General features: G+C 46.5%; 23 protein-coding genes. 17 read left to right on the plus strand and 6 right to left on the minus strand.

Translation table 11 applies throughout. The annotated features are described in order from the left end of the window. Positions 1-83 precede the first annotated feature (83 nt). The 3 genes from gap to nagB form a co-directional block, all read right to left on the minus strand. Positions 84-1085: a type I glyceraldehyde-3-phosphate dehydrogenase gene (gap, locus tag LS482_RS03340; RefSeq protein ID WP_233030338.1), complete on the minus strand. Its 1002-nt coding sequence runs from the start codon at positions 1083-1085 to the stop codon at positions 84-86. A gap of 75 nt (positions 1086-1160) precedes the next feature. Continuing rightward, positions 1161-2147, minus strand: a complete 987-nt coding sequence (pfkA, locus tag LS482_RS03345; protein WP_233030339.1) for a 6-phosphofructokinase — start codon at positions 2145-2147, stop codon at positions 1161-1163. 318 nt (positions 2148-2465) lie between these two features. Then, positions 2466-4400 carry a glucosamine-6-phosphate deaminase gene (nagB, locus tag LS482_RS03350; protein ID WP_233030340.1) on the minus strand — a complete coding sequence of 645 codons (1935 nt, stop codon included), beginning with the start codon at positions 4398-4400 and terminating at the stop codon, positions 2466-2468. 498 nt (positions 4401-4898) lie between these two features. Here nagB and LS482_RS03355 point away from each other — a divergent pair, with 498 nt between their 5' ends. Together LS482_RS03355 and LS482_RS03360 are read left to right on the plus strand one after the other, a co-directional pair. Next, positions 4899-5621, plus strand: coding sequence for a LytR/AlgR family response regulator transcription factor (locus LS482_RS03355; protein WP_233030341.1), 723 nt, complete (start codon positions 4899-4901; stop codon positions 5619-5621). Positions 5622-5755: 134 nt separating this feature from the next. Further along, on the plus strand, positions 5756-7588 hold the full coding sequence (locus tag LS482_RS03360) for a sodium:solute symporter family protein (protein ID WP_233030342.1): 1833 nt from the start codon (positions 5756-5758) through the stop codon (positions 7586-7588). Positions 7589-7648: 60 nt separating this feature from the next. On the opposite strand, the gene LS482_RS03365 is transcribed toward LS482_RS03360, so the two are convergent. After that, complete coding sequence (locus LS482_RS03365; protein ID WP_233030343.1) at positions 7649-12088, minus strand: translocation/assembly module TamB domain-containing protein; 4440 nt, start codon at positions 12086-12088, stop codon at positions 7649-7651. 163 nt (positions 12089-12251) lie between these two features. Between LS482_RS03365 and tsaD the strand changes: the two genes are divergently transcribed. Continuing rightward, positions 12252-13274 (plus strand): tRNA (adenosine(37)-N6)-threonylcarbamoyltransferase complex transferase subunit TsaD, encoded by a 1023-nt coding sequence (gene tsaD / locus LS482_RS03370; RefSeq protein WP_233030344.1) that lies wholly within the window; start codon positions 12252-12254, stop codon positions 13272-13274. A gap of 268 nt (positions 13275-13542) precedes the next feature. Further along, complete coding sequence (locus tag LS482_RS03375; protein ID WP_233030345.1) at positions 13543-13698, plus strand: hypothetical protein; 156 nt, start codon at positions 13543-13545, stop codon at positions 13696-13698. A gap of 89 nt (positions 13699-13787) precedes the next feature. On the opposite strand, the gene LS482_RS03380 is transcribed toward LS482_RS03375, so the two are convergent. Next, positions 13788-14663: a helix-turn-helix domain-containing protein gene (locus LS482_RS03380; RefSeq protein ID WP_233030346.1), complete on the minus strand. Its 876-nt coding sequence runs from the start codon at positions 14661-14663 to the stop codon at positions 13788-13790. Between the two features lie 99 nt (positions 14664-14762). On the opposite strand from LS482_RS03380, the gene LS482_RS03385 reads away from it, so the two are divergent. From LS482_RS03385 to LS482_RS03435, 11 genes are all read left to right on the plus strand, one after another. Further along, a complete protein-coding gene (locus tag LS482_RS03385; protein WP_233030347.1) occupies positions 14763-15137 on the plus strand; it encodes a DUF983 domain-containing protein in 375 nt (124 codons plus the stop codon). Between the two features lie 20 nt (positions 15138-15157). Continuing rightward, positions 15158-15679, plus strand: coding sequence for a hypothetical protein (locus LS482_RS03390; protein WP_233030348.1), 522 nt, complete (start codon positions 15158-15160; stop codon positions 15677-15679). A gap of 67 nt (positions 15680-15746) precedes the next feature. After that, the gene (locus LS482_RS03395) at positions 15747-16460 is read left to right on the plus strand and encodes a 16S rRNA (uracil(1498)-N(3))-methyltransferase (protein ID WP_233030349.1); all 714 of its coding nucleotides are present in this window, start codon (positions 15747-15749) and stop codon (positions 16458-16460) included. 58 nt (positions 16461-16518) lie between these two features. Next, complete coding sequence (locus LS482_RS03400; protein ID WP_233030350.1) at positions 16519-17166, plus strand: DUF4159 domain-containing protein; 648 nt, start codon at positions 16519-16521, stop codon at positions 17164-17166. A gap of 4 nt (positions 17167-17170) precedes the next feature. After that, complete coding sequence (locus LS482_RS03405; protein WP_233030351.1) at positions 17171-17677, plus strand: TrmH family RNA methyltransferase; 507 nt, start codon at positions 17171-17173, stop codon at positions 17675-17677. A 134-nt stretch (positions 17678-17811) separates the two neighbouring features. Next, complete coding sequence (locus LS482_RS03410; RefSeq protein ID WP_233030352.1) at positions 17812-18177, plus strand: hypothetical protein; 366 nt, start codon at positions 17812-17814, stop codon at positions 18175-18177. 86 nt (positions 18178-18263) lie between these two features. Continuing rightward, positions 18264-18701, plus strand: a complete 438-nt coding sequence (locus tag LS482_RS03415; protein ID WP_233030353.1) for a hypothetical protein — start codon at positions 18264-18266, stop codon at positions 18699-18701. Positions 18702-18725: 24 nt separating this feature from the next. Then, entirely contained in the window at positions 18726-19100 is a 375-nt protein-coding gene (locus LS482_RS03420) for a hypothetical protein (RefSeq protein ID WP_233030354.1), read from the plus strand. Positions 19101-19179: 79 nt separating this feature from the next. Next, entirely contained in the window at positions 19180-19983 is an 804-nt protein-coding gene (locus tag LS482_RS03425; protein WP_233030355.1) for an MbnP family protein, read from the plus strand. Positions 19984-20038: 55 nt separating this feature from the next. Then, a complete protein-coding gene (locus LS482_RS03430; protein ID WP_437441007.1) occupies positions 20039-21082 on the plus strand; it encodes a cytochrome-c peroxidase in 1044 nt (347 codons plus the stop codon). Between the two features lie 7 nt (positions 21083-21089). Further along, positions 21090-22127, plus strand: a complete 1038-nt coding sequence (locus LS482_RS03435; protein WP_233030356.1) for a transporter family protein — start codon at positions 21090-21092, stop codon at positions 22125-22127. 223 nt (positions 22128-22350) lie between these two features. Here LS482_RS03435 and lysA read toward each other — a convergent pair whose 3' ends face one another. Continuing rightward, the gene (lysA, locus tag LS482_RS03440) at positions 22351-23607 is read right to left on the minus strand and encodes a diaminopimelate decarboxylase (protein ID WP_233030357.1); all 1257 of its coding nucleotides are present in this window, start codon (positions 23605-23607) and stop codon (positions 22351-22353) included. 320 nt (positions 23608-23927) lie between these two features. Between lysA and sucC the strand changes: the two genes are divergently transcribed. Further along, the gene (sucC, locus tag LS482_RS03445) at positions 23928-25121 is read left to right on the plus strand and encodes an ADP-forming succinate--CoA ligase subunit beta (RefSeq protein ID WP_233030358.1); all 1194 of its coding nucleotides are present in this window, start codon (positions 23928-23930) and stop codon (positions 25119-25121) included. Positions 25122-25226: 105 nt separating this feature from the next. After that, entirely contained in the window at positions 25227-25628 is a 402-nt protein-coding gene (locus tag LS482_RS03450) for a TerB family tellurite resistance protein (protein WP_233030359.1), read from the plus strand. Positions 25629-25717 lie beyond the last annotated feature (89 nt).

The following is a 25717-nucleotide window of genomic DNA, read 5'->3' on the forward strand; positions in this document are numbered from 1 at the left end:
AAAGAATGAACAAACAGAGAAAACCCGGTTTTCTATAAAAATACAAACTATTTTCTCTATTTGTTCTCTTTCACACTATCTTGTTACAATGAAGATACGTGAAGTGCCAGATCTACCAGTTTGCTTGAATAACCTGCTTCATTATCGTACCATGCTATTATTTTGAAGAATTTGGAGTTGAGTTCAATCCCGGCCCCGGCATCAAAGATACTGGTACGGGTATCTCCTACGAAGTCTTGTGACACTACCGGTTCTTCCGTATATCCGAGAATTCCTTTCAATTCCCCTTCAGAAGCGGCTTTTACAACCTTTTTTATTTCCTCGTAAGAAGTTTCCTTTTCGAGCCTTACGGTGAGGTCAACTACAGATACATCGGGGGTAGGTACGCGAAACGCCATCCCGGTGAGTTTACCTTCCAGCGCGGGAATCACCTTGGTTACCGCTTTTGCAGCCCCTGTCGATGCGGGAATAACGTTGGCAAGCGCACTTCTTCCGCCACGGAAATCTTTTTTGGACGGACCGTCAACCGTAAGCTGTGTAGCCGTAGTGGCATGCACGGTAGTCATCAGACCTTCTTCAATACCAAAAGCATCGTTCAACACTTTGGATATAGGCGCGAGACAGTTTGTAGTACAGGAGGCGTTAGACACAATATTGTCTGTAGCCTTCGCCTCTTTGTGGTTTACACCCATTACAAACATCGGTGCATCTTTGGAAGGTGCGGAAATCACCACTTTCTTGGCTCCCGCTTCCAGGTGTTGCTGTGCGGTGTCCAGCGTAGTAAATATTCCGGTACATTCTGCCACAACATCAACACCCACTTCGTCCCATTTCAGGCTTTTCGGATCTTTTTCGGCAGTAATCCTCACGGTATTCCCGTTCACTACAAGGTTACCGTCCTTTACTTCTACGGTGCCGTTGAACGTACCGTGAACAGAATCGTATTTTAAAAGGTATGCCAGGTGCTCTACGTCTAACAGGTCATTGATAGCTACTACATCTACATTATCTCTTTTTACGGTTTCCCTGAAAACTAACCTTCCTATTCTCCCGAAACCGTTAATACCAATTTTTAAGTTTGACATGATCTTAATTATTTATGTGATTTATTGTGATTTGCTTATTATTCATTTCAACTTCATTACAGGAATCCGGGCATATCAGGTCGTCATGATATCCGACACCCGCAACAGTTCCCTGTCTATTTCCGATTTTCCTTTTACCGCCTTGTCCAGTGGAGTTAATAATATTTTGTCTTCGGTAAATCCGACCATGTAATTGGATTTTCCGTCCAGCAGGCTTTCTACTGCTTTAACTCCCATCCTGCTGGCCAGGACCCGGTCAAAGCATGTCGGCCTTCCTCCGCGCTGGATATGACCAAGAACGGTAACCCTTACATCGTAATCCGGAAGGTTGCCTTCAACATATTCCTTGAGCTCAAAAACACTTTTCCCTATTTTATCACCTTCGGCCACGACCACGATACTGGACGATTTTCCGGAGAGCCTGCTCCTTTCGAGGGATTCCAGCAACCGTTCCAGCCCGAGGTTCTCTTCGGGAATAAGTATTTCTTCGGCCCCCGCACCAACACCGGTATTCAGGGCAATGTGCCCGGCATCCCTTCCCATAACTTCCACAAAGAACAGCCTGTTATGCGAAATGGCCGTATCCCTGATCTTGTCTATGGCTTCCACTACCGTATTGAGTGCGGTGTCATATCCCAGGGTAAAGCTGGTGCCATAAATATCATTATCTATTGTTCCGGGGATTCCCATCACGGGAAAACCGAACTCTTCACTGAAGATCATCGCTCCCGTAAACGAACCGTCCCCTCCTATAACCACAAAGGCTTCTATCCCTTCCGACTTCAACCGTTCATAGGCCTTTTTCCTGCCTTCCTGCGAACGAAACTCATCAGACCTTGCAGATTTGAGGATAGTCCCTCCCCTGTTGATGATATTGTTCACACTACGGGCGTTCATCACTTTGAAATCTCCTTCTATCATTCCCTGGTACCCCCTGTAAATGCCTATACATTCTGTATTAAAATATGCACAGGTCCGTACTACGGAACGGATGGCCGCATTCATCCCCGGAGAGTCTCCTCCCGAGGTTAAAACAGCGATCTTTTTTATATTGTCTGCCATGAGCTTTGATTTAAAAGCTACCAAAGATATTTAATAATTCCTTACCTGAAAATCTTATTACGGATGTTTAGGTATTTCTAACGTTTTCGTTAAAAACTTTTAACTTTCACACCTCATTATTTAACACCGGAAGCCAATCTTGACTTTATTACTGCCATTTCGGTAATTTTTTTTGCTTGTAAACAACGCTTTCCTCCGTAATGCCTCCCGATAATTTTCTTCAGGAAAATAATACTGTTTTGTGCCTACAATTCAAAAATCCGCCTGCTGAAAACAGACAGGCGGATCCGAACGTAATGATTACTAAACTGAAAAACACTAAAAATGATATCTCTTAAATGCTTCTATAGCTTCATATTCTGCCAGTCCAAGGGTATCATAGAGCCGTGCCGTGTTCTTATTTCTTTCTTCGGCCCGTACCCAGAACTCCCTGGAATCGTCGCCCTGGAACATCACCCGGTCTTTCTGTGACTGGTGAAAGAGGATGGCATTCCGCTTGCGTATCACCTGGTCCGGGCTCATGGGCACTGCCATTTCTATCTCGTCCAGTCCCCATTCATGCCATGCACCGCGGTAAAGCCATACCCAGCAATCGTCCATAAAGGATTTGGATTTTAGCTGCTCCAGGGCCTCAAAAATACCGTCAAGACATACCTTATGCGTACCATGCGGATCGGCAAGATCCCCGGCGGCATATATCTGGTGGGGTTTTATCTTCTCTATGATATCTACAATCATCTGTATATCTTCCTGTCCGATAGGATTTTTCTTGACTTCACCGGTCTCGTAGAACGGCAGGTCCAGGAAATGTATGTTGGTATCTTCCAGCCCCACATAACGTGTAGCTCCGTAAGATTCCCTTCTTCGTATAAGTCCTTTCAGCTTTCTGACATCTACAGTATCGACCTGGTCTTCCCGTTTATTGTTCAGGTATTTTATAGCCTCTTCAAAGACGGAAGGGACTTCGCTGCCCGTAATATCTTTGGCCACTTCGGCAAATTTAAGTGCCTCGGCATCGGTTACCGCAATATTACCGGAAGTCTGGTAAACCACATGTACGTCGTGCCCCTGGTCTACCAGGCGACAAAACGTCCCGCCCATGGAGATTACGTCATCATCAGGGTGCGGACTGAATATAATCACCCTTTTCTTTGCCGGCTCCGCCCTTTCCGGGCGCTTGGTATCGTCGGCATTGGGCTTTCCTCCCGGCCAGCCGGTAATGGTATGCTGCAATACGTTGAACATCTGGATGTTCAACTCATATGCCGATCCTTCCTGGGCCAGCAGTCCGGACATCCCGTTATCGTTATAATCCCTGTCCGTAAGTTTCAGTATCGGTTTGTTCGTTTTCTGGCTCAGCCATACTATGGCCTTACGCTTTAGTTCGTCTGTCCAAACACATTGCCCCACAAGCCAGGGGGTTTTGAACCTGGTAAGTTCCGAAGCAGCTTCATAATCCAGAATAAAAGTGGTATTCCTGTGCTGTTGCAGGTAAGTCGCGGGGACGTTTGAAGTTATTTCCTCTTCTATCGTCTTCTTGATGATCTCCGCTTTTTTGTGTCCCCAGGCGAGCAATACGATCCGCTTTGCCTTCAGGATGGTCCCGATACCCATGGTAATGGCCCTTTTGGGTACATTCTCAATACCGTTAAAGTCAGATGCAGCATCGCTCCGGGTCAGGTGGTCCAGGGTAATGATCCTGGTCCCCGAATTGTAGTGTGAACCCGGTTCGTTAAATCCTACATGCCCGGTACGTCCTATACCGAGTAGCTGAAAGTCCAGTCCGCCGTATTCCTTGATCTTCATTTCGTAATCGATACAGTACTGATGGATCTCCGCCAGTGAAACCTTACCGTCGGGAATATGCACGTTCTCGGGCTTTATATCAATATGATCGAACAAATGCTGATGCATAAAGTAATGGTAACTCTGGTGATTATCCTTGTTCATGGGATAATATTCATCCAGGTTGAACGTAATCACATTGGCAAAACTCAACCCTTCCTCCTTGTGCATCCGCACCAGTTCTTCATACACTTTAATAGGTGATGACCCCGTAGCCAGCCCCAGCACACAATTTTCTCCCCTTTCCTTTTTATCCTTTATAAGTTGCGCAATTTCCCCGGCAACCAGCACAGAGGCCTGTTGGGAGTTTTCAAAAACTTCATTATGGAACTTTTCGTACCGGGTTTCCTCAAACTTCCCTACTTCCTTGTGGCTAATGTCATTAGCCTGTACTAAATATCGATGCATAACTAACGGTATGTATAATTATTTTTTTCGAAACTAAACTATTCAATACGTCCGATATGTTAAAACTTTTTCGACCAGCGCATCCAACCGTATCACGAATAGCGTTATTTTGCAGACATAAAGTTTTTTTCATCCGAGGTCCGCCGGTTTTCATTTTCACACATCACAGAAACCGTTTGATCCCGAAACTCAAGGGCGTCCGACACACCATCTCCCTTGATTTTTTCAGTGCTAAAATTTAAAGCTTTACACTGTCGTGTGAAAAAAAATTAGCTGAACAACGTTAAAAAACTCATCAACTGCATCATTTTACATATTAGTAAATATCAGCATTTTACACGGATAAAAAATTACTTTAAAATATTTTGTTTTTAGTAAAAATACATCTATTTTTTGGCTCTTTTTAAGATGTTTTTATCAATTTTTCAAAGGCCTGGGCATAAATCAGGTAATTACAATGGCACCGGTTACATGCCGCATTTTTAAATCAAGGTATAGATGAAAATTAAATGTATCATTATAGATGACGAGCCCCTGGCCATAAGTGTACTGTTGTCTCATGCCGGGGAGTTTCAGAATCTGGACATCATCGCCTGCCATAACAACCCGGTAGAAGCAATGGCTTCTATGGAAAACAATGACATTGACGTCATCTTTCTCGATATCAACATGCCTAAAATGAGCGGACTGGATTTTATAAAGAGCATCAAATACGACGCATTTATCGTTATCACCACCGCATACCGGGAGTATGCCGTAGAAAGTTATGAACTGGACGTTTTTGACTATCTTGTAAAACCCATCCCCTTTCACCGTTTTGCAAAGACCGTAAACAAACTCACCAAGGAAATATCTATAAAGCAGAGTGGGTTCGTAAACATAAAACCTCAGCAAGAACGGCACATGTTCTTAAAGGTAGATAAAAAAATGGTAAAAATCAACCTCAACGACATCCTTTTTATAGAGAGCCTGAAGGACTATATAAAGGTGGTGACCCCTGTAGACGAATACATTGTACATAAATCACTCACCAATATTACGGAAGAACTCCCTGCATCCAATTTTATACGTGTACACCGTTCCTATACCATAGCCATAGACAAGGTAAAGGCAGTGGAAGGGAATATTATAGAGATCAGCAACAAAAGGATCCCCATAGGCCGTAATTATATAAAACAGGCCAAAGAGAGTATTTTCAAGGATAACCAGGACATTTTATAATCCTGCCCCCGGAACAGTAATCATTAACAGATTGTGGTCTGGCGGCTCAAACAGGTCCCGACCCGGATTTGAAAACGAAAAAGAAACCCGAAACCAAAAACAACAAACTATAAACCACTAACCACAGTAATTTCATGGAACTATCAGTATTAGACTACTCCCTTATCTTCGGCTTTTTTGCCTTAACCCTGATTATCGGTATCGTTGTATCCAGGACATCCGGAAAGAACACTACAGAATACTTTCTATCCGGACGCAGCATGCCCTGGTGGTTACTGGGTTTTTCCATGGTGGCCACAACGTTTTCCACAGATACGCCAAACCTGGTTACAGACATTGTCCGCACCAACGGCGTATCGGGCAACTGGGCCTGGTGGGCATTTTTGCTTACGGGGCTATCCACAGTATTTATCTATGCCAAATTGTGGCGAAAATCCAACGTACTGACCGATATGGAGTTTTACGAGTTGCGCTACGGCGGAAAGCCTGCAAAGTTCCTCCGGGGCTTCCGTTCCATTTATCTCGGGCTCTTTTTTAATATTATCACCCTTTCGGCAGTAAACCTGGCCGCGATAAAGATAGGCGGTATCATGCTGGGGCTTTCCCCCATACAAACAGTCCTCATCGGTGGTCTTGTCACCGTAATTTTCAGTGCCATAGGCGGATTCCGCGGTGTTGTTTATACGGATTTCATCCTGTTCTTTACTGCCATTATCGGTGCTGTGGGAGCGGCTTATTACCTCGTAAACCTCCCGGAAGTGGGAGGGATATCCAACCTCATCACCCATGAAAATGTAGCCGGGAAATTATCAATCCTTCCTGATTTTTCAGATACCGAAGCCCTCATTTCTATTTTGATCATCCCCCTGGCAGTACAATGGTGGAGTTCCTGGTACCCGGGATCGGAGCCGGGCGGCGGGGGATATATCGCCCAGCGCATGCTGGCCGCTAAGAATGAAAACCACGCCATAGCGTCCACATTTTTTTTCAATATCCTGCATTACGGGCTGCGTCCCTGGCCCTGGATACTGGTAGCCCTGGCATCGCTGGTGGTCTTTCCGGACATTGCCAGCATCCATGAAGCCTTTCCGAACATCGAAGAAAGCAAACTGGGGCACGACCTGGCCTATTCGGCCATGCTCACCAAATTGCCCAGCGGATTGCTGGGCCTCGTACTCGCATCGTTGGGCGCGGCCTATATGAGCACTATTTCCACACAACTGAACTGGGGTTCTTCCTATATCGTAAACGATTTTTACAAGCAAACCATACGTAAGAACGCATCTGAAAAAGAACTGGTAAACATAGGCCGGCTTTCTACCGTTCTACTGATGGTAGCCAGTGCTGCCATGGCGCTCCTGCTTACCAACGCCAAGCAGTTATTCGACATTCTCCTCATGTTCGGCGCCGGAACCGGGCTGGTGTATATCCTGCGTTGGTTCTGGTGGCGTATCAATGCATGGAGCGAGATCTCCGTGATGTTTGCGGCAGCGATCAGCAGCCTGGTGCTGACGCTTTCTCCCCTGGGCAATTACCTCTTCGGGTATATCGCTCCCAACGGCGAGAGCGTAACGGGTGTTTTTCCTTCATGGGCCAGCCTTCCGGCCATTGTTCTGATAACTACCGTGATCTGGATTGCCGTTACCTTTTTCACCAAACCGGAGAAAAAGGAAGTGCTTTACGATTTTTATAAAAAGACACAACCGGGCGGACCGGGATGGAAAAAGATCAAGGACCAGGCCCGTGCCGAAGATGTCAATATTGTCGACAGCCGGCAAAAATGGTCCGTACCGTCCGGCATCCTGGCCATGATACTGGGGTCTATACTGGTTTACTGCTGTATGTTTGCCACAGGCAACTGGATATACGGCAATTACTCACTCGCCATAGGACTCACGGCAGCCATGATCGTTTCCGGATTGTTACTTGCTGTGGTCTGGAACCGCATGAAAGACGATATTCTATAGCAATCAAATTCCGGGGCAGGAAGTGAGCATATAAGACGCTTCCCGCTCCGGAGTTTTGTATTATTTCGATTTTCCCTTTTCACCGAACTGAATCAAACCGCCTCCCATGCTGCCGGAACCTGTGGAGGCTTCTTTTTGGATAGCCGGAGCATTATTTTCGGGCTCTTCTTTTGCTCCGAATATTTTCTGAAGCAATTCGCGGAAAGTATTAAAATCCACCTGATAGGACAGACCGGCACCCTGGGTATACCCGATACGGTCGGCCAGCCATTGCTGAATTTCATTTTCACGGTTGAATATCCGCGCCCGCAGGGTTCCGTCTTCATTGAGCAGTATCTGTACTTCCACATCCCCTGCTACGGCGGTCTCGGCTACGCCTCCGATCGGCACCCCTATTTTTCCGTTGATCAGCACCCGCTCACTTATCTGCGTGGAAACGGTGACGCCAAACCTGTCCTGCGTTTCAAAATCCAGGTTGGGGTCTCTCGTACCCAGTTCATAGGAAAGCCCCACATCAAACTTGCCGTCGCCCGAATTCAGAATATCGTTGAGCATACTGAAACCGGATTCTATAAAGTTACCGGCCACTCCGCCACCGGTGATATTGATCTCATTATTGATAAATGCTCCCTGGGACAGGAGGGAAAGTGCCTGTAACTCCCGTTTGCTCTTGTCGTCCAGCTTATATTGCAACTCGGAGTTGATAACGGCGTTGGTCCCGGGAAACTGGATATCAAAATCGATATCCGGTTGCAGGAGCTCACCGTTGAGCTTTATGATCAGGTCGGTCTCGATCTTACGGGTTACGGAATTATTGTCCAGCAATACCGCAGGATTGGCATTCAGGTTATATACGGCCTCCAGGTCTACATTAGCCCGCAAAGGATCGCCGTTCCAGCTTATAAAACCTCCGGGTTTTACCTTGAATTTCTTTTCGATGACCCCTCCGTATTTGAAATTGTAATCCCCGCTATAGGTAGTAAAGTCTCCCCACATCCGGAATTTACCATTGGTATTGATCTCCAGCAGTATATTTCCCGCTCCCCTTCCTTTCAGGGAACTTCCCAGCTCTTTGTCAATAACGATCTCCACTTCGGCTTCAGGGTTTATATCGAGGTCAAATTCCATTTCCAGTCCCTTGTAACTGGCCAGTTCCCTCTCATGCGTATCAAAAGACGCCTCCGCATTCTTATCTATAAAATTGATAAAGGACGTATCTCCTACCGATACTTCATTGTCCAGCGGGATCTTTAACGAGGTCCCCTTCGCAGTTGTCGCGAACATTTTGATCGTGAGTTCGTCCGTAAGCCCGTATATCTGGGCTTCCCCGTTAATAAAACCGATACCGTAGAACAATTCTTCTTCCGTTTCGGGCGTATTCAGGGCCAGAAAGCGGTTGCCCCGGGTATCCAGCCCCAGATCGAGATACCAGTCGGAAAAAGCCGTATGGGTTATACTTCCGTTAAACAAGGCCTGTGTATTGAACTCCGTATCTGTCAGCGTGATATCGTTGAACTGAAAAGTCTGTCCGAAAAGGTCAACGGTGGCTTCCTTTTCAAAATCCAGGTCCACATTCAGGTAAGGAATACGTAAGCCGGCATCGTGCAGGGTAAGCCGTCCGTTCAGGTCCGGTTTTTTAAACGTCCCCGTAAGCCGGGCATTGCCGGAAGCAAGCCCCCTCATATCGGAGATCACATCGGCACCGAGCATACTGAACGCAGCCATATCCAAATCTTCGAGGGACATTTCCACATCCAGGGAAGAAACATCGTTCTCAAAGGCTACATCGCCCACCACGTCCAGCACTTTCTTGTTTCCTTTTTGTATGACCGCGTCGATCCCGTAACTGGAAAGATCCTGATTCCCCACGATCCCCACATCAAAATTCCCCAGATTGACTTCATTCACGGTAAAATCATCAATACGCAGGCTGGATGACGGGTAGTAATTTTTCCGCTGCTGGAGTATATAGAACTCACCGTTCATCAATCCTTTCAGGTCGAAATTGTCTATACTCGGCGTTACCTTGTCCAGCGCAACATTCCGGAACTGAACGGAAAGGTCTTTGTAAGTGGAGTCTATCATCTTTCCCTGGAGGTTTATCTGCTCTTCTGCATAGTTCATCACCACTTCTTCTATAGTAATGGTATCCAGCGTTTTATTGAACACCACCCGGTTCTTGTGGTTGTTGTCTTTGTTTAAAAGCCATTTGTTCCCCTTAAAGCCCACTTCAGAACGTTTAAGCCCCACAACCGACTTGTTGTCGGGGGTTATGGTATGGTAAAAGTTCAGGTTGTATTCGTCCTTGAAACCGTCCCCTCCCTTAAATTCGGTCCGGAAGAAAAGAGTATCCTTTATAGTGGTATTGATCAGGTTAAACCCGGAAATATTATAAAAGTCCGTATCTATTTCCCCCACCTCCACATAGGTATTGAACAAGGGGTTTTTATTGTCGATCTGAAGGTCAATGTTTTTAAGGGCATTGCCGAAGGCATCGATATTCGGCGACCTGAAATTGAATTTAAAATCGCCTTCATCCGCTATCATCTCCCCTTTTATGTACGTGTTTTTTCCCAGTTTTACCCGGGGATAGAACACCTCAATGATCTTGCTGTTGATAAAAAAATTGAACTCTACGTACTGGTCGGGCTGAATCTCATGCGGATTGTAGTTGGCATAGATGCTCCCCACGGAATTCTGCACTATCTTACCGAGTTCCCTGAAGGAAAAATTACCTTTCATAAACCCGTTGATGATCTCCGGCGAATCGACCGTAAGCACCCGGCCCGTTTCGTCTATGACCGAGATGATCTTGAAATCTTCAAAATAATAATCGTCGTTCTGGTTTTTGTAATTGGTCTTCGAAAAATTGATCTCCCCCTTCAGGTTGTCAATATCGTTCCCCGTGATATTCATGCTGATATCTCCGGAAAAAACGGAAATGCTGTCCCTGGACACAAAATTAAGCGCGTTAAGATCGGCATGGGTTATGGAAGCCCGGAAATCGAACTGGTTTTCTTCCCGGGAAAGATCGGCCAGCCCGTTAAAGCTCATGGTAAAGTTCTTATCGCCGGAAACCAGCGAACCGTCAAAGAGCTGATCCTTAACAACACCGGAGACCGCTACATTTTTATAGCTGTAATTGTTATACACAATATAGTTTACCATTCCCCTTACCTCGGTATTGAGGGTTTCCTTGGTAAAGCCCTTACCGTCTACATCCAGGTCGAGCGTAGACTTCCCAAAGTTTTCGTCCTCGACGAATTGCCCCAGATCAAAATCCTTAAGGGTTATTGACCCTACATAAGAAGCATTGTCAATATCGTTTATTTCCGTAAGTTCCAGTTTGGATATGCTGCTTCCCAGTTCGGTTTCCAGCTCCAGATCGGTTTTTATTGCGGTTTCGGTGATCAGGGCCTTCCCCCTTGCACGGAGTTGCCCCAGCCTGGCCAGTGAAGACGGCAGTGAATTCCCCAGGATATTGGGCAGCAAACTCCTCAACTGGTGGTAATTGGAAGAGAGGTACCCGATATTGGCATCCATTATAAAAGGTATATCTGATGAGAACAGTCCCTTAAAATTAAAATTACCGCTTATGCTCGTATTGTCCGTAGTGACCCGAAGATTTCCCGCATACAGATCGTTCAATGTACCCTCCACTTTCGAGGAGAAGGTAACCCGTTTCCCCTTTCCGAACTCGTTATAAAACGTATTGACCTCGTCAAAGGCAATAGTGGCTTCTTCAAAAACACCTTCTACCTTCACCTTGTTCAGAAAGTCCGCAAGTTCTTCCCTGTCATAACGGAAAGTCAGGTTTCCCCTTACATTCGAACCCGGCGTTTCTATAAAAAGATTGTCAAAATGCATGGCATCGAGACTGTATGTAAAATCAGTATCCAGCTTCTCTACGGCAATGCCTCTGTCAGCCACAAAGCCGAGCTGTTTTATCGATGCAGACACTTCAGGCCCTTCAATTTTAAAATCATGAACATCCGCCTTTATCTCTTTGAAATCAAATACTTCGGGTGTTTCCGCATTTTCATCCGTCAACCTGAACCGGGCATCCCTGACATCAATCAGCGAAGTCGTCAGGAGAAAGGGTTCCGCACTACTGGTAGTGTCCTGGCTTTCGAGTTTTTGTACAAATACGTCCAGGTTGGCATCTTCTTCCCCGGCATACGTTTTCAGGTTAAACACAACACCGCTCATATCAATATCGCCGAACTTCAGTTTCCCATCTATCATGCTCCTTACATTACGTACACTGAGCAGGGAAGTGTTGAGCCTGTTCACGGCGATCAGGGTATCTTTATGATGGTCTTCAATGTAAATTCCCCGGAGGCTTACGCTTCCGAAAAACGATATATAGACCCTGCGAACCTGGATATTGGTACCGAAATCCTCATTGAGCATCCGGGTCACCCTATCGGCAATACCCTTCTGTACCGGAGGCAACGCCAGAAAAATACTGATGGCCACCAGCAATGAAAACAGGATCAAAAAGGTCCTGACTGCTATTTTCCTGAATCTTTTGATATGCTCTTTTCGGATTTACGGGTTATGAAATACAAATTACGGTACCGGTCTGTTGTCGGGCTGGTTCGTGGAAACAACAAAACAAATTGCCTACCTTTGCGGAACAATTTTTATTCCAAAAGTGCTGATGAAGGAACAAAAAACATACGTCCTTGCCATAGAATCTTCCTGCGATGACACTTCGGCCGCTGTTCTCCTTAACGGGAAAGTCCTGAGCAATGTTGTTGCTACCCAAAAAATTCACGAGGAATACGGCGGTGTTGTTCCGGAACTGGCCTCCAGGGCACACCAGCAAAATATCGTTCCGGTGGTCCACATGGCCCTGGACAAAGCAAATATCGGTAAAAAAGCGTTATCTGCCATAGCTTTTACCAGCGGGCCCGGATTATTGGGATCGCTGCTTGTGGGCACTTCCTTTGCCAAGTCACTGGCACTGGGGCTGGACATTCCGCTTATCGAGGTCAATCACATGCAGGCGCACATACTTGCCCATTTTATCGAAGAAGAAGGTTATGACAGACCTGCGTTCCCCTTCCTGGCCATGACCATAAGCGGGGGCCATACCCAGGTCATCCGGGTAGACGACTATTTCGACATGACCATAATAGGCGAAACCATCGACGACGCCGTAGGCGAAGCTTTTGACAAAAGCGCCAAGATACTGGGGCTGCCTTATCCGGGCGGACCACTTATCGACAAGTATGCCCGGGAGGGAGACCCGAAAGCCTTCAAATTCCCGAAACCCAGGGTAGACGGACTCAACTTCAGCTTCAGCGGGCTAAAAACCTCCATTCTCTATTTTATACAAAAACATACTGCCGAAAATCCCGGTTTTATCGAAGAAAACCTGAAGGATATCTGCGCTTCCATACAATACACCATTGTCAATATCCTCATGGACAAGCTCAAAAAGGCAGTGAAGGAGACGGGGATAAGGCAAATTGCCATCGGCGGCGGCGTATCTGCCAATTCCGGAATACGGGATGCCCTTAAACAAGCTGAAAAGAAATACGGTTGGAAGACCTTTATTCCCAAATTTGAATATACGACCGATAATGCCGCCATGATCGGTATTACCGGTTACCTGAAATACAAGGAAAAAAGGTTTTCGGCCCAGACGGTTACGGCCAAGGCCAGGTTTAAGGTCTGAATAGTTGCATACAATAACCCGGGCACTTCCTCTCCTGTCTCAGGCCTGCTATCCCGGATTTGAAATGTTAAAAAACAGGCGCGTTCCGTATTTTTTTTGTAAATTACTTCCATAAATCCATACGCCTCAAATTCATTACACCGTTAAAAATGAAGCCCCATATTTCAACTTCACGCATTATACCCCCCCTCAAAGTTTTTGCGGACATAAACCCCGGGTGTCCTTAATTGTCCGGGAGTTAAATTATTCTAACCAAAAATCTTTCACCATGAAAAAACAGATTCTAAATCTCGGAACACCGCTCGACAAGCAACAACAGAGAACCATTACAGGTGGTAAAAAACAATGTGTGGGCCCTGACCTGACCTGTATTGAATACGGTCCTCATTGTGCCGAACTGATATGCCAGATAGGGCCTTTATAGCGGTATAGCACAGTATCTCCCTGAGATGATGCCGGGGGTTCTTACCCCGGAACATAATGTTTCAGTAGGGTAATCCGGGTTAAAACCGTCTATTTATATTTTTTTACAAAATCGGACGGCGTAAGCCCGGTTTTTTGTTTGAACAACCGGGAAAAATAGGCGTAATCTTCGTAGCCAAGCTTTCTCCCGATCTGCGAAAAAGTATTGGATGAATGGACCAGCAAACGTTTGGCTTCCAGGATTACCCGCTCCGCAATAAGATCGGAAGTGGTCTTTTGCAGGGCGGCCTTTACCATGCGATTGAGGTGCTTGGGACTAACATGCATCATGGCCGCATAGGCCGTAGGCGATTTTTCCGCCGTGTAGTGTTCCGCTATCAGTTGTTCCAGTTGTCTTGTTTTCCGCGTATAGGTAACGGGTACGGACGTCATTTCAGCACCACTCTCCAGATACAGCCGGCCGAGATCGATATACAACAGGTCCAGTAAACTCACTATCCGTTGTATCTTACAGAAGTTTTCCGTACCGTATTCAGACTGGATTTCCCTGAAATACCAGCTTATTCCGGAAATATGAGAGGGCTCCAGAAACAGGTATGGCGGGTTCTGGGCGGAAAAATAAAAAGGAAATGCATATACGGAACGGTTAACAAAGTGGGTTTCATAAAATTCCCGGGTATGAAACAGTACATAACCGTCGGCATCTTCCGAAAACTGCCAGTGATGGGTTTGCCCCGGGTACATCAAAAAAACACTGCCCGGTCTTATTTCGTAAGAATTAAAATCGATCTCGTGAATACCGCTTCCCCGGGTAAAAAGCACCACCACAAAAAAATCATGCTTATGCGGAACAGTGATCGTTTCACGAAAGCTGTCCGAATGCCTGCGAAAGGTATTGCTGTAAAAATAGGGGGATTCTTCCTCCTGTTCAAACGCCCTGATATGCAATACCTGGATATTTTTCATCGCTCCTTTTATGTCCTAAAAGTACAAATTAAAGCGATAAAAGTATAATAACAGGCCTTTGTTTTATATACAACTTTGCATATAAAATAAAACAAAGCTATGTTTGATATCCTTAACATCATCCGTGGAAAATGTCCAAATTGTGAAAAAGGAGACATTTTCGATACCCGCGGCAACCCCTTCCTTTTTCGCATGCCGAGGATGCACCCGAAATGCAAAAACTGCCGGTACACCTTTTCGCGGGAGCCGGGTTATTTTTTCGGAGCCATGTATGTAAGCTATGCACTTACCATTGCCGAAATGATCGTAATACTTCTTTTTGTTAAATTCCTGCTGGGGCTTGGAAATTTACCTGCATTTTTTATAATTGCCTTTACCGCCGTTGTATCCAGCACTTTCAATTTTCGTATGTCCCGCACCATCTGGATATATATGTTCCGGAAAAAGAAAATAACTGGCCGGACCGGGGCTTAACACCTTTAAAATACGATACTATGGAAATCACAGTTAAATATGTAGTTCTCACCGAAGATCACGCCGCCTGGATCATAGAGAATACCAGGGCGCAATACCGGGAACTTTTCGGGGACCACCCGGAATATGCCGATATCGAATCGCACCTGGACCGGGTTTATGAGCCGGAGCCGTTTATAAAAAGCCACAACGATTTCTCGAAACAGATGTTAATGGCCTTCGAGGGCGATATCGCCCTGGCATCGGCAGAACTGATCTCATTGCTGCCGGAAGAGGAAAAACCGGAAGAAAGCTCCAAACCGCTTCTTTTTCACAAAGTCATTCATAACACCGGGGGAAAAGGCCTCCCCGAACTGCTGGAGCGTGCGGAACAGATCGCCCGGCAGCGAAAGCACGATGCGTTGGTCGTAAAAACATGGAAAACAAGAGACACGGCACAAAAAATAATTCGCGATGCCGGGTTTGAAACACTAAAAACAGGGACAGTGACTATCGGCAAGGCTACACTGGAACAGTCTTTTTTCATGAAAAAGATCGAATAGCCGCGGGCAGTCTGCCGAGTTGGGGCAATAATTTATATATTCGCAAAAACCAGCACAGTTTGCGCCCATGAACCTATTTTACAATCCGGATATTTCCGTGGAAGACACCCGGTTCTCCTTTGACCGGGACGAAAGCAGGCATATTGTAAAAGTCCTGCGGAAAAAGGAAGGTGACCATATACACCTCACCAACGGGAACGGCCGGATATTCGAAGCCGAGATCACCCTGGCCGATATTAAACACTGTACGGCAAAAATCACGGAAAAAACGCAACAGCCGCCAAGAGATTATTCCCTGCACCTGGCCGTTGCCCCGACCAAGATGAACGACCGCTACGAATGGTTCCTGGAAAAGGCCACTGAAATAGGTGTTGACGAAATCACCCCGGTGATCTGTTCTCATTCCGAAAGAACAAAAATAAAACCCGAAAGACTGGAAAAGATCATCCAATCGGCCATGAAGCAGTCGCTTTCGGCCTATTTACCGAAACTGAACCCGGCTGTACCGCTACACGAATTTTTGCAGGAGGAAAGGCAGGGACAAATGTTCATAGCGCATTGTGAAGAAGAAAAAGAACGGTTCTTCCTGCAGCAAAAAATCATCCCCGGACAAAAAGTAACCATTCTCATAGGTCCGGAAGGCGACTTTTCGGAGAAAGAAATCGCACTGGCCCTGGACAAAGCATATATTCCCGTATCTTTGGGGAATACCCGGCTACGGACAGAAACGGCAGCCATAGTGGCCTGTCATACCGTTGCATTGACAAACCAGAAAACATAACCCCGTAAAGACGCACGGCCGTGCGTCTCTATACGGAAACAGGATTATTAAGAAAAAAATGAACAAAATCCTCCTCATCCTTCTTTTCTTTTTTACCCTGGGCCACTGTCTCAACGCCCAGGATATCGCCGTACTGAAATACGGCGGCGGGGGCGACTGGTATGCCAACCCTACTTCCGTGCCCAACCTCATACGGTTCTGCAACCGGGAACTGGGCACCAGCATCAACGAAAAACCCCAGACCGTGGAAGCCGGCAGTATGGATATTTTCCAGTATCCCTTCCTGCACATGACCGGGCACGGCAATGTCTTTTTCTCGGAAGAAGAGGCCAAAAACCTCCGCACCTACCTCCTTTCCGGCGGTTTCCTGCACATTGACGACAATTACGGCATGAAGCCCTATCTCGAAAAAGAATTACCCAAGATCTTCCCGGACAAGGAATGGACGGAACTTCCGGCCAACCACCCCATATTTCAACAGAAATTCCGGTTTCCGGACGGACTGCCCAAAATACACGAACACGACAACAAGCCTCCGCAGGCTTACGGATATTTTCACAAAGGCCGGCTGGTACTACTGTACACCTACGAAACCGATCTCGGTGACGGCTGGGAAGACCCGGAAGTCCACCACGACCCTGGGGAGGTACGCCGGAAAGCCTTGCAAATGGGGGCTAATATCGTCCAGTTTGTCTTTGAGAATTAACCGTATGCAACTTACCCATCACAACACTTTATTTCAAAAGAAAGAATTTCCCCTTATCCTGGTTTGCGATACGGTAACGGGGCCGGCCAATATCGGCGGACTCTTCCGTATCGCTGAAGCCTTCGGTATCCGGGAAATTCTATTTTGCGGAAACCGTCCGCCGGAATTCTCCCCGCGAATGAAAAAGACCGCCCGTTCTGCCGATAAACGGGTTTCATCCTCATACAACAAAAACACGACGGAGATCATAACCCGCTTAAAAGATGAAGGGTTTATCATCGTTTCACTGGAAATAACAGCGCAAAGTACGGCCCTGCACCATTTCGATTTTTCAGCTTTTTCAAAAATCGCCCTTGTAGCCGGCAATGAAAGCCTGGGGGTTTCTCCCGACGCGATTCGTGCTTCAGATCACTGTGTACACATAGAGATGTTCGGCAATAACAGCAGCATGAACGTAGTACAGGCCACGGGAATAGCCCTTTATGAGATTACCCGGCAGATCAGCAGTTAAAAACGAACGAAATAATTTGATGGCCAGGTCGCAACACAAAGACCGGGTATGCCGAAAACCCAAAATTTCCGGCTCCATATTATTTTAACACAAACAAGCTGTATAAAAATATAGCAATTATTTACTTTTGCCGTGTGAAACACGGTTTTCTCATACTGGCCCTTGTCATTTGTCTGAAACCCGCATATCCTTTCCTGGAATACGCGGCCAATTATGACTATATCAGCAAGGTACTTTGCATAAACAAAGAAAAACCGGAAATGCAATGCTACGGCAAATGCTACCTGATGAGCGCAGTTAAGGCAGAGGCCGAAGACGACCACAGGGACAAACCGATAGCAAAATTCGAATCCCAACTGCTCTATTTCCAGAACACGGAAGAACATACTCCGGCGCGTTTTGTTTATGCACCGCAAACCGCTAACACTTATCATTCTCCTGAACATTACACTTCCCTTTTCGGGGAAAACCCTTTCAAACCTCCGATTTCATTGCTTTAAATCGTCGATTAACCCTCGTTGCCTTCCGGTTTCCCGGAAAAGGCCGTGTTTTATGTATTTCGAGTTCAAATAAAATATTTTTTGCAATGAAATTTTTCAATTTTTCTGCGCTGTCCGTCCTGGCAGTTGCAATATTCGCCGCATGCACCACAAAACCATCAAAGGAGGCACAGGAGTTCCGTTCGCTGTATGACGAAGTCATCGTTGTTCACGACGAGGTCATGCCCAAAATGGGAAAACTGAACACCCTGGGACAACGACTGAAAAAGGAAACGGACACTACTGCAGTTGCTTATCACGAAGCTGCAGAAGGCCTCAAAAAATCACATACGGCCATGATGGACTGGATGAAGGACTTCAGCGAAAAATTTCCGTATGAAGACGCTCCACTGAAAGACAAGAGCACGGAAGAGATCGCAGAAAAGATCACCCTTCTCAAAACCGAAAAAGCCGAGGTATCCGATCTTCGGGACCTCATCAACCGAAGTATTGAAAAGGCCGAAAGACTTCTGGAAAAAAAGTAACTTAACAGTCTTTATCCCGTCTTTTTGAAACACACCCTGGTCATACTGGCTCTCCTGATATGTCTGAGGCCGCTGTTCCCTGTGCTGGAATACGCGGCCAACTATGACTATATCGTGAATGTGCTGTGTGTAAACAAGGAACAGCCGGAATTGCATTGCGACGGAAAGTGTTACCTGATGGGCGCCATTGCAAAAGAGGTCAGGAAAAGTGATGACAGCAAAAGCACAAGCCTTCCGAAAATAACAGAACTTCCGTTACTTTACGTGAAGAAAAATGATGTTCCGGTCATCCCGCCCACTATTCTTACGGACGGGGAAAATACCGCTTACCCCTATCATAACAGCTATTCGTTCTTATTTGTATATGAGCTCCTGAAACCTCCCATCAGCTTATCGTAAATACCTGGCAAACAACATCGTTCTTCCGTTACGACAAGGAGAACACATCATTTATTTTTCAAACCAAAAATTTACGATAATGCAATTTCATATATTCAGACCATTCTTATTGGGCCTTATAGCCATTTCCCATGTTTCCTGTTCTTCAGATGATGACAATGCTTCACTTAGCGGGGAAGGACAGGTTTCCATCGAATTTGACAACGGCGTGAACGGGGACGACCTCATTCTCCATACTTCCACATACACCAATTCCAACGGGGAGACCCTGAACATTGACCGTTTTAACTACATTGTCAGCAATTTCACGCTTACGGACGACCGTGGAAATACTTTTGTTTATCCCAAGGACGACAGCTATTTTGTGATCAGCGAAGAAAGCGGAAAAACCGAAATCACCCTCACCGGTATTCCGGCCGGAAATTACATTACGCTGCATTTCGGCATAGGCGTTGACCGGGAAAAATACCTGCAGGGCGCCGAAGGTCAGGGTGATTTTCTCACCGAAGCCGAGGAAGAAGAAATGATGTGGTCCTGGCAGGCCGGTTATAAGTTCCTGAATTTCGAAGGCCACTTCACCTCTGCTTCCGTAACTGAACCTGCAGCATTCAAAATTCATATGGGCAGTCACGGTTCCGGTCTTGACAATTACCGGGAAGTGACCCTGGACCTCAGCACCCGGGCCATCGTAAGTAACGAAATGAGCCCGCTGATCCATCTTGCCGCAGATGCCGGCAAGGTCCTGAACGGTTCAAATACCATCCTCCTTTCCGAACAGGCCGTTATTATGATCAGCGAGGAGAAATCCCCGAAAATTGCCGAAAACGCCACGGAGATGTTTTCGGTAGACCACGTACATAACGGTTCGGGAGATCATCATTAAAAAACAGGAAGGCCGGGGCATTAAAAAAATCCCCGGCTTTCCCCTAAAAACCATAATGATGAAAAAACTACTGATCTTGTTTGGCAGTATTACAGCAATGGCCTGTAGTTCCGGCAATGATGAATACGAGGCCATTAACGAACCGCTGGAATTTACCGTGCCCTCCAATTTCCCGGAGGTACAGTACGACATTACCGCAAATCCCCCTACGGAAAAAGGGTTCGAACTCGGTAAAAAACTGTTTTACGACGGCAGGCTCTCTGCCAACGGATTTATTTCGTGCGGATTTTGTCACGAACAGCGTTTTGCCTTCACCCATCACGGTCATCAGTTCAGTCATGGCATAGACGACCTGGAGGGGACGCGGAACACCCCGCCCATACAAAATGCAGCCTTTATGACGGAATTTGCCTGGGACGGAGCAACCTCTCACCTGGACCTTTTCCCTATTATTCCTATCACCAGTGAAGTGGAAATGGGTGAAACGGTCACTAACGTCATCAGCAAAATAAGGGCGGATAAAGAATACCGGAGACTTTTTGCAGAAGCTTTTGAAGGCGGCGAAGTCAACAACAAAAATTTCTTCAGGGCCCTGTCGCAGTTCATGGTGATGATGGTCTCCTCCAATTCCGGATACGACAAATACGTGCGGGGTGAACCGGGCGGTACTTTTACGGAAGAAGAAAAACGCGGTCTGGAAATATTCCGTCAAAAATGTACAGGCTGTCATGCTACGGACCTGTTTACGGACAATTCCTTCCGGAACAACGGCCTTCCCCCCAACCCTGCCCTCAACGACATCGGCAGGATGGAAGTGAGCGGCAGCGAGGCCGACAAGTACAAGTTCAAGGTGCCGAGCCTCCGCAATGTGGCGATCACCGCCCCTTACATGCACGACGGACGTTTCGGAAGCCTGGAATCCGTACTCGATTTTTACGGCAACGGTATAAGGGAATCACCGACACTGGACCCGCTGCTGAAGCAGGGAGATACCCCGGGCATTCCGCTGACAACCGGGGAAAAATCCGCCCTGCTCACCTTTTTAAATACATTAACAGATAACACCTATTTGAACGATGAACGATTTGCAGAATATTAAATATCCAATGAGCGAAAAACCGAAGCTGACATTGATGACCGGAATATCTTCTGTTTCGAAATCCTTCCGGGCTTTATTGCTAACAATCACGGGCCTGGTCTTCACCATTAACGCCGGGGCTACCACCGTGTCAGACAGCCTTCCTGCACCATTCACAACAGCGATCCGCAGCACCAACGCAGCTTTTATGTGCGATGTCTGCGGATGCAGCGGCAACGGGGGCAGCATGGGATACGGTACCGGACTTGACAAAAATTTTGCGGGGCTACGGTATATTTCCCAACGCTATCGTTCCAGGGACGGCATTTTTAACAATTCGCCCTGGGTGGACGAGAATTTCAATACGCTCCAGGCCTGGGGGAGAATTCCCGTGGGCAAACGTGTAGTGATCCATGCCATGATACCCTATCATTTTCACCACCGTACCTTTGCCGACAAATCCGAACAGGACCTCAACGGTATGGGAGACATGACACTACTGGGATTTTACCGGCTGATAAAGCCTTCGGACAGTACGGGAAGCGCAACAGAATTCCGGCACACCCTTCATGTAGGGGGCGGTATAAAGCTGCCTACGGGAAAATTCGACAAAGCCAATAACGAAGGAAGTGTCAACCCCAGCTTTCAGGCCGGTACGGGGAGCTGGGACTATATCATAGCCGCAGACTACGGTATCATTTTACAGAACTGGGGTGCAGGAGCCATGATAAATTATACTTTCAAAACCGAAAACTCCGACCATTATCATTTCGGGGACCAACTGAACTACGGTATACATGCCTATCGTCCCTTTGCGTTGTCAGACAGTTTTGCACTCACCCCTCTTGTAGGGGTCGCCGGTGAAGTATTCGGGGAGAACGAACAGTACGGTCAGCCCGTGGCAGATACCAGGGGTGATGTTTTTTTCGGAAAATGGGGCCTGGAAACCGCCTACAAAAAATGGTCGCTGGGTATTACGGGCATGATCCCGATCACACAGAACCTGAACAACGGGAAAGTAGTGGTAAAAAACAGGTTTTCAGTGTATGTAAACTTTAATATTTAGACAGGAAATAACGCTAAAACAAGTCTGTCAAAGACACAAAAAGTCTTTTTAAATATGCGTTGAAAAGAGTCCGTTCTTTAGTAAAAATGAAGATATAGCTGTCACTTTGAGCGCAGTTGAGAGGTTCTTGGTCCAAGTGGTCTCCAAAAAGACATCTCGACTGCGCTCCTGACAGTATTAAATCAGGTAGCCGGACAAACCGGACTCACGTTTTTTATATGCTTTAGTCTTTTACTGTTACTGCTTCCTCTTTTTCTTTTTTGCCTTCGGGGAGCAGCACATCCACCTCCACCTGGTTTCGTACCAGGTCTTCAAAGCTTTCCCTTTTTCTTATGATATGGGCCTCGCCATTATACCACAATACCTCGGCAGGCCTGTAACGCGAATTGTAATTGCTCGCCATGGTAAAGCAATACGCCCCCGCATTTTTAAAACACAGGATGTCGCCTTCCGTGATCTGTGCGATCCTGCGGTTATTGGCAAAGGTATCTGTTTCGCAGATATAGCCCACTACCGAATAAAAACGGTCCCTGCCGTCGGGATTGGAGATATTGACGATCTCGTGACGTGCCCCGTAGAACATGGGCCGGATCAAATGATTGAACCCGGTATCCACTCCGGCAAAAACCGTGGAGGTCGTCTGTTTTACCACGTTGACCCTCGCCAGGAAATATCCGGCTTCACTCACAAGGAACTTGCCCGGTTCAAAAGCCAGGGTAAGGTCTTTACCGTATTCCTTGCAGAAATCATTAAACCTTTTGGTGAGTTTTTTGCCCAATTCTTCCACATTGGTCTCAATGTCCCCTTCCTTATAAGGCACCTTGAAACCACTTCCGAAATCGATAAAATCGAGGTCCTTGAATTGTTTGGCGGTTTCAAACAATATTTCCGAAGCATGGAGGAACACTTCAATATCCAGAATATCACTCCCGGTATGCATGTGAATACCGTTGATGCGCATATTGGTATTTTCCACAATGCGCAAAAGATGCGGTATCTGGTGTACACTTATACCAAATTTCGAATCGATATGACCGACGGAAATATTGGTATTCCCCCCTGCCATGACATGGGGGTTAACGCGGATACATACAGGCACATCGGCATGTTTGGTGCCAAACTGCTCCAGGATGGAAAGGTTGTCTATATTGATCTGTACGCCCAGCGCGGCCACTTCTTCTATTTCTTCGAGAGAAACGCCATTGGGGGTAAATATGATATCTTCCGGTTTAAATCCGGCCAGTAATCCCAGCCGCACCTCCTGTAGGGAAACCGTGTCCAGTCCGCTTCCCAGGCGGTTCAGTAATTTTAATACGGAAATGTTGGAAAGCGCCTTGACCGCATAATTCAGTTTCAGGTTTTTCACCTTACTGAAAGCCCCGGTCAGCCGTTGATACTGCGATATGATCTTCTCCGCATCATACACGTAAACCGGGTTTCCAACTTCCCTGGCTATTTGCAATAAGTCCTGATTGTTCATATCCTAAATTATAGTGTTAGTGTTCGATTTCCACTGTTTAAGCCCACAAATATAAGCTATTAGGTCCATTCCCCGGAAAAAAACCTGATCAACACATAAAAAACGAACATTTTGTTTTAAAAATCACATTTCAACTACCCGAAACCGTCGGCCGCAAAAAACATTTTATCATCAAGTATATTTGCGACTGAAGATCAATATTTTACTTGTCAAAAAGCAAAATACAGCAATTTTCCGGTCAATTCAAAAAAATAAGTTTAAGCTGGTGTAATTATGCCAGGTTTGCTATTTTTGTCACTCATTTAATTGAAACCTTTGTTATGAATTTACACGAATATCAGGGAAAAGAAATACTGGCCAGTTTCGGCGTGAGGGTACAACGTGGTATTGTTGCCCACAACCCGCAGGAAGCTGTTACTGCTGCCAAGCAACTCACTCAGGAAACAGGGACCGGATGGCATGTTATCAAGGCCCAGGTACACGCAGGAGGCCGCGGTAAAGGCGGCGGTGTAAAACTGGCCAAAGACCTGAAACAGGTAGAGGACCTTGCAGAACAAATCATAGGTATGAACCTGGTAACCCCCCAGACTACCGCAGAGGGTAAAAAGGTACACCAGGTACTGGTAGCTGAAGATGTGTATTACCCGGGAGACAGTGAAACATCCGAATTCTATATGTCAGTACTTCTGAATCGTGCCAAAGGAAAGAACATGATCATGTACTCTACCGAAGGCGGTATGGACATTGAGGAAGTGGCCGAAAAGACCCCGCACCTCATCTTTACCGAGGAAGTGGACCCGTCTGTGGGGCTGCTGCCCTTCCAGGCCAGGAGAATAGCCTTCAACCTCGGGCTCAGCGGTAATGCCTTCAAGGAAATGGTAAAATTCGCAAGCGCACTCTACACAGCCTACACCAAGGCCGATGCTTCCCTGTTTGAAATCAACCCGGTATTAAAAACTTCCGATAACAAGATCATGGCAGTAGATGCCAAGGTTTCGCTGGACGATAACGCATTGTTCCGCCATAAGGATTATGCAGAAATGCGTGACCTCCGTGAAGAAAACCCCATTGAGGTGGAAGCCAAGGCCGTAGGGCTCAATTATGTTGACCTCGACGGTAATGTGGGTTGTATGGTAAACGGTGCCGGACTGGCCATGGCCACCATGGACCTTATCAAACAAGCCGGCGGCGAACCTGCAAACTTCCTCGACGTAGGGGGAACTGCCGATGCCAAACGTGTGGAAACCGCTTTCCGTATTATCCTTAAAGACCCGAACGTAAAAGCCATCCTCATCAATATTTTCGGTGGTATTGTTCGTTGCGACCGTGTGGCTCAGGGTATTGTAGACGCATACAAGAACATGGGAGACGCCATACAGGTACCCATCATCGTTCGCCTTCAGGGTACGAACGCGGAAATTGCCAAGGAACTTATCGACAATTCCGGACTTGCGGTGCACTCGGCCGTACAGTTCCAGGAAGCTGCGGACAAGGTAAAAGAGGTTTTGAGCTAAGTCTTTTCAGGACCGCATCAAAATAAATCATAAAATCAGGGCTCCCGGGAAAATAATTTCCGGGAGTTTTTGTTTTATATATACAACCTATTGCAATCCCGATCCATGAACACCCAAAAAGAAAAGCTGAGCCTGCTGGCCGATATGATCGCCCTGGCCCGGACCGACGGAAAGGTCAAAGACATAGAATACCGTTTTCTGCGCACCGTTGCCGAACAACTGGGCATCGAAAAAACGACCCTCGACAGCCTCTTCACCAGAAAAGTGGAACAGGTTCAGCTAAAACCCGAATCCGAACGTATCCTGCAATTCCACCGTCTCGTGTTATTAATGAATGCAGACCAGTCCTCCTCTCCCGAAGAAACCGAAAAAATCAAGGACCTGGGCATTCGCATGGGACTCAATCCCCTCGCCACAAACAAGGTGCTGGAAATTATGCACCAATACCCCAATAAGGTAGTTCCCCCGGATGTGCTTATCCGCATTTTTAAAACATATTACAACTAAAGTGCCATTTTGACACTAAATTACCGTTACTTAATGCCAAAATGTCCTGTTTCCCGAAATGGAACCCAATTTGTTATAAGTAAGGTGAA

The organism is Sinomicrobium kalidii (assembly GCF_021183825.1).
GTDB classification, from domain to species: Bacteria; Bacteroidota; Bacteroidia; order Flavobacteriales; family Flavobacteriaceae; genus Sinomicrobium; species Sinomicrobium kalidii.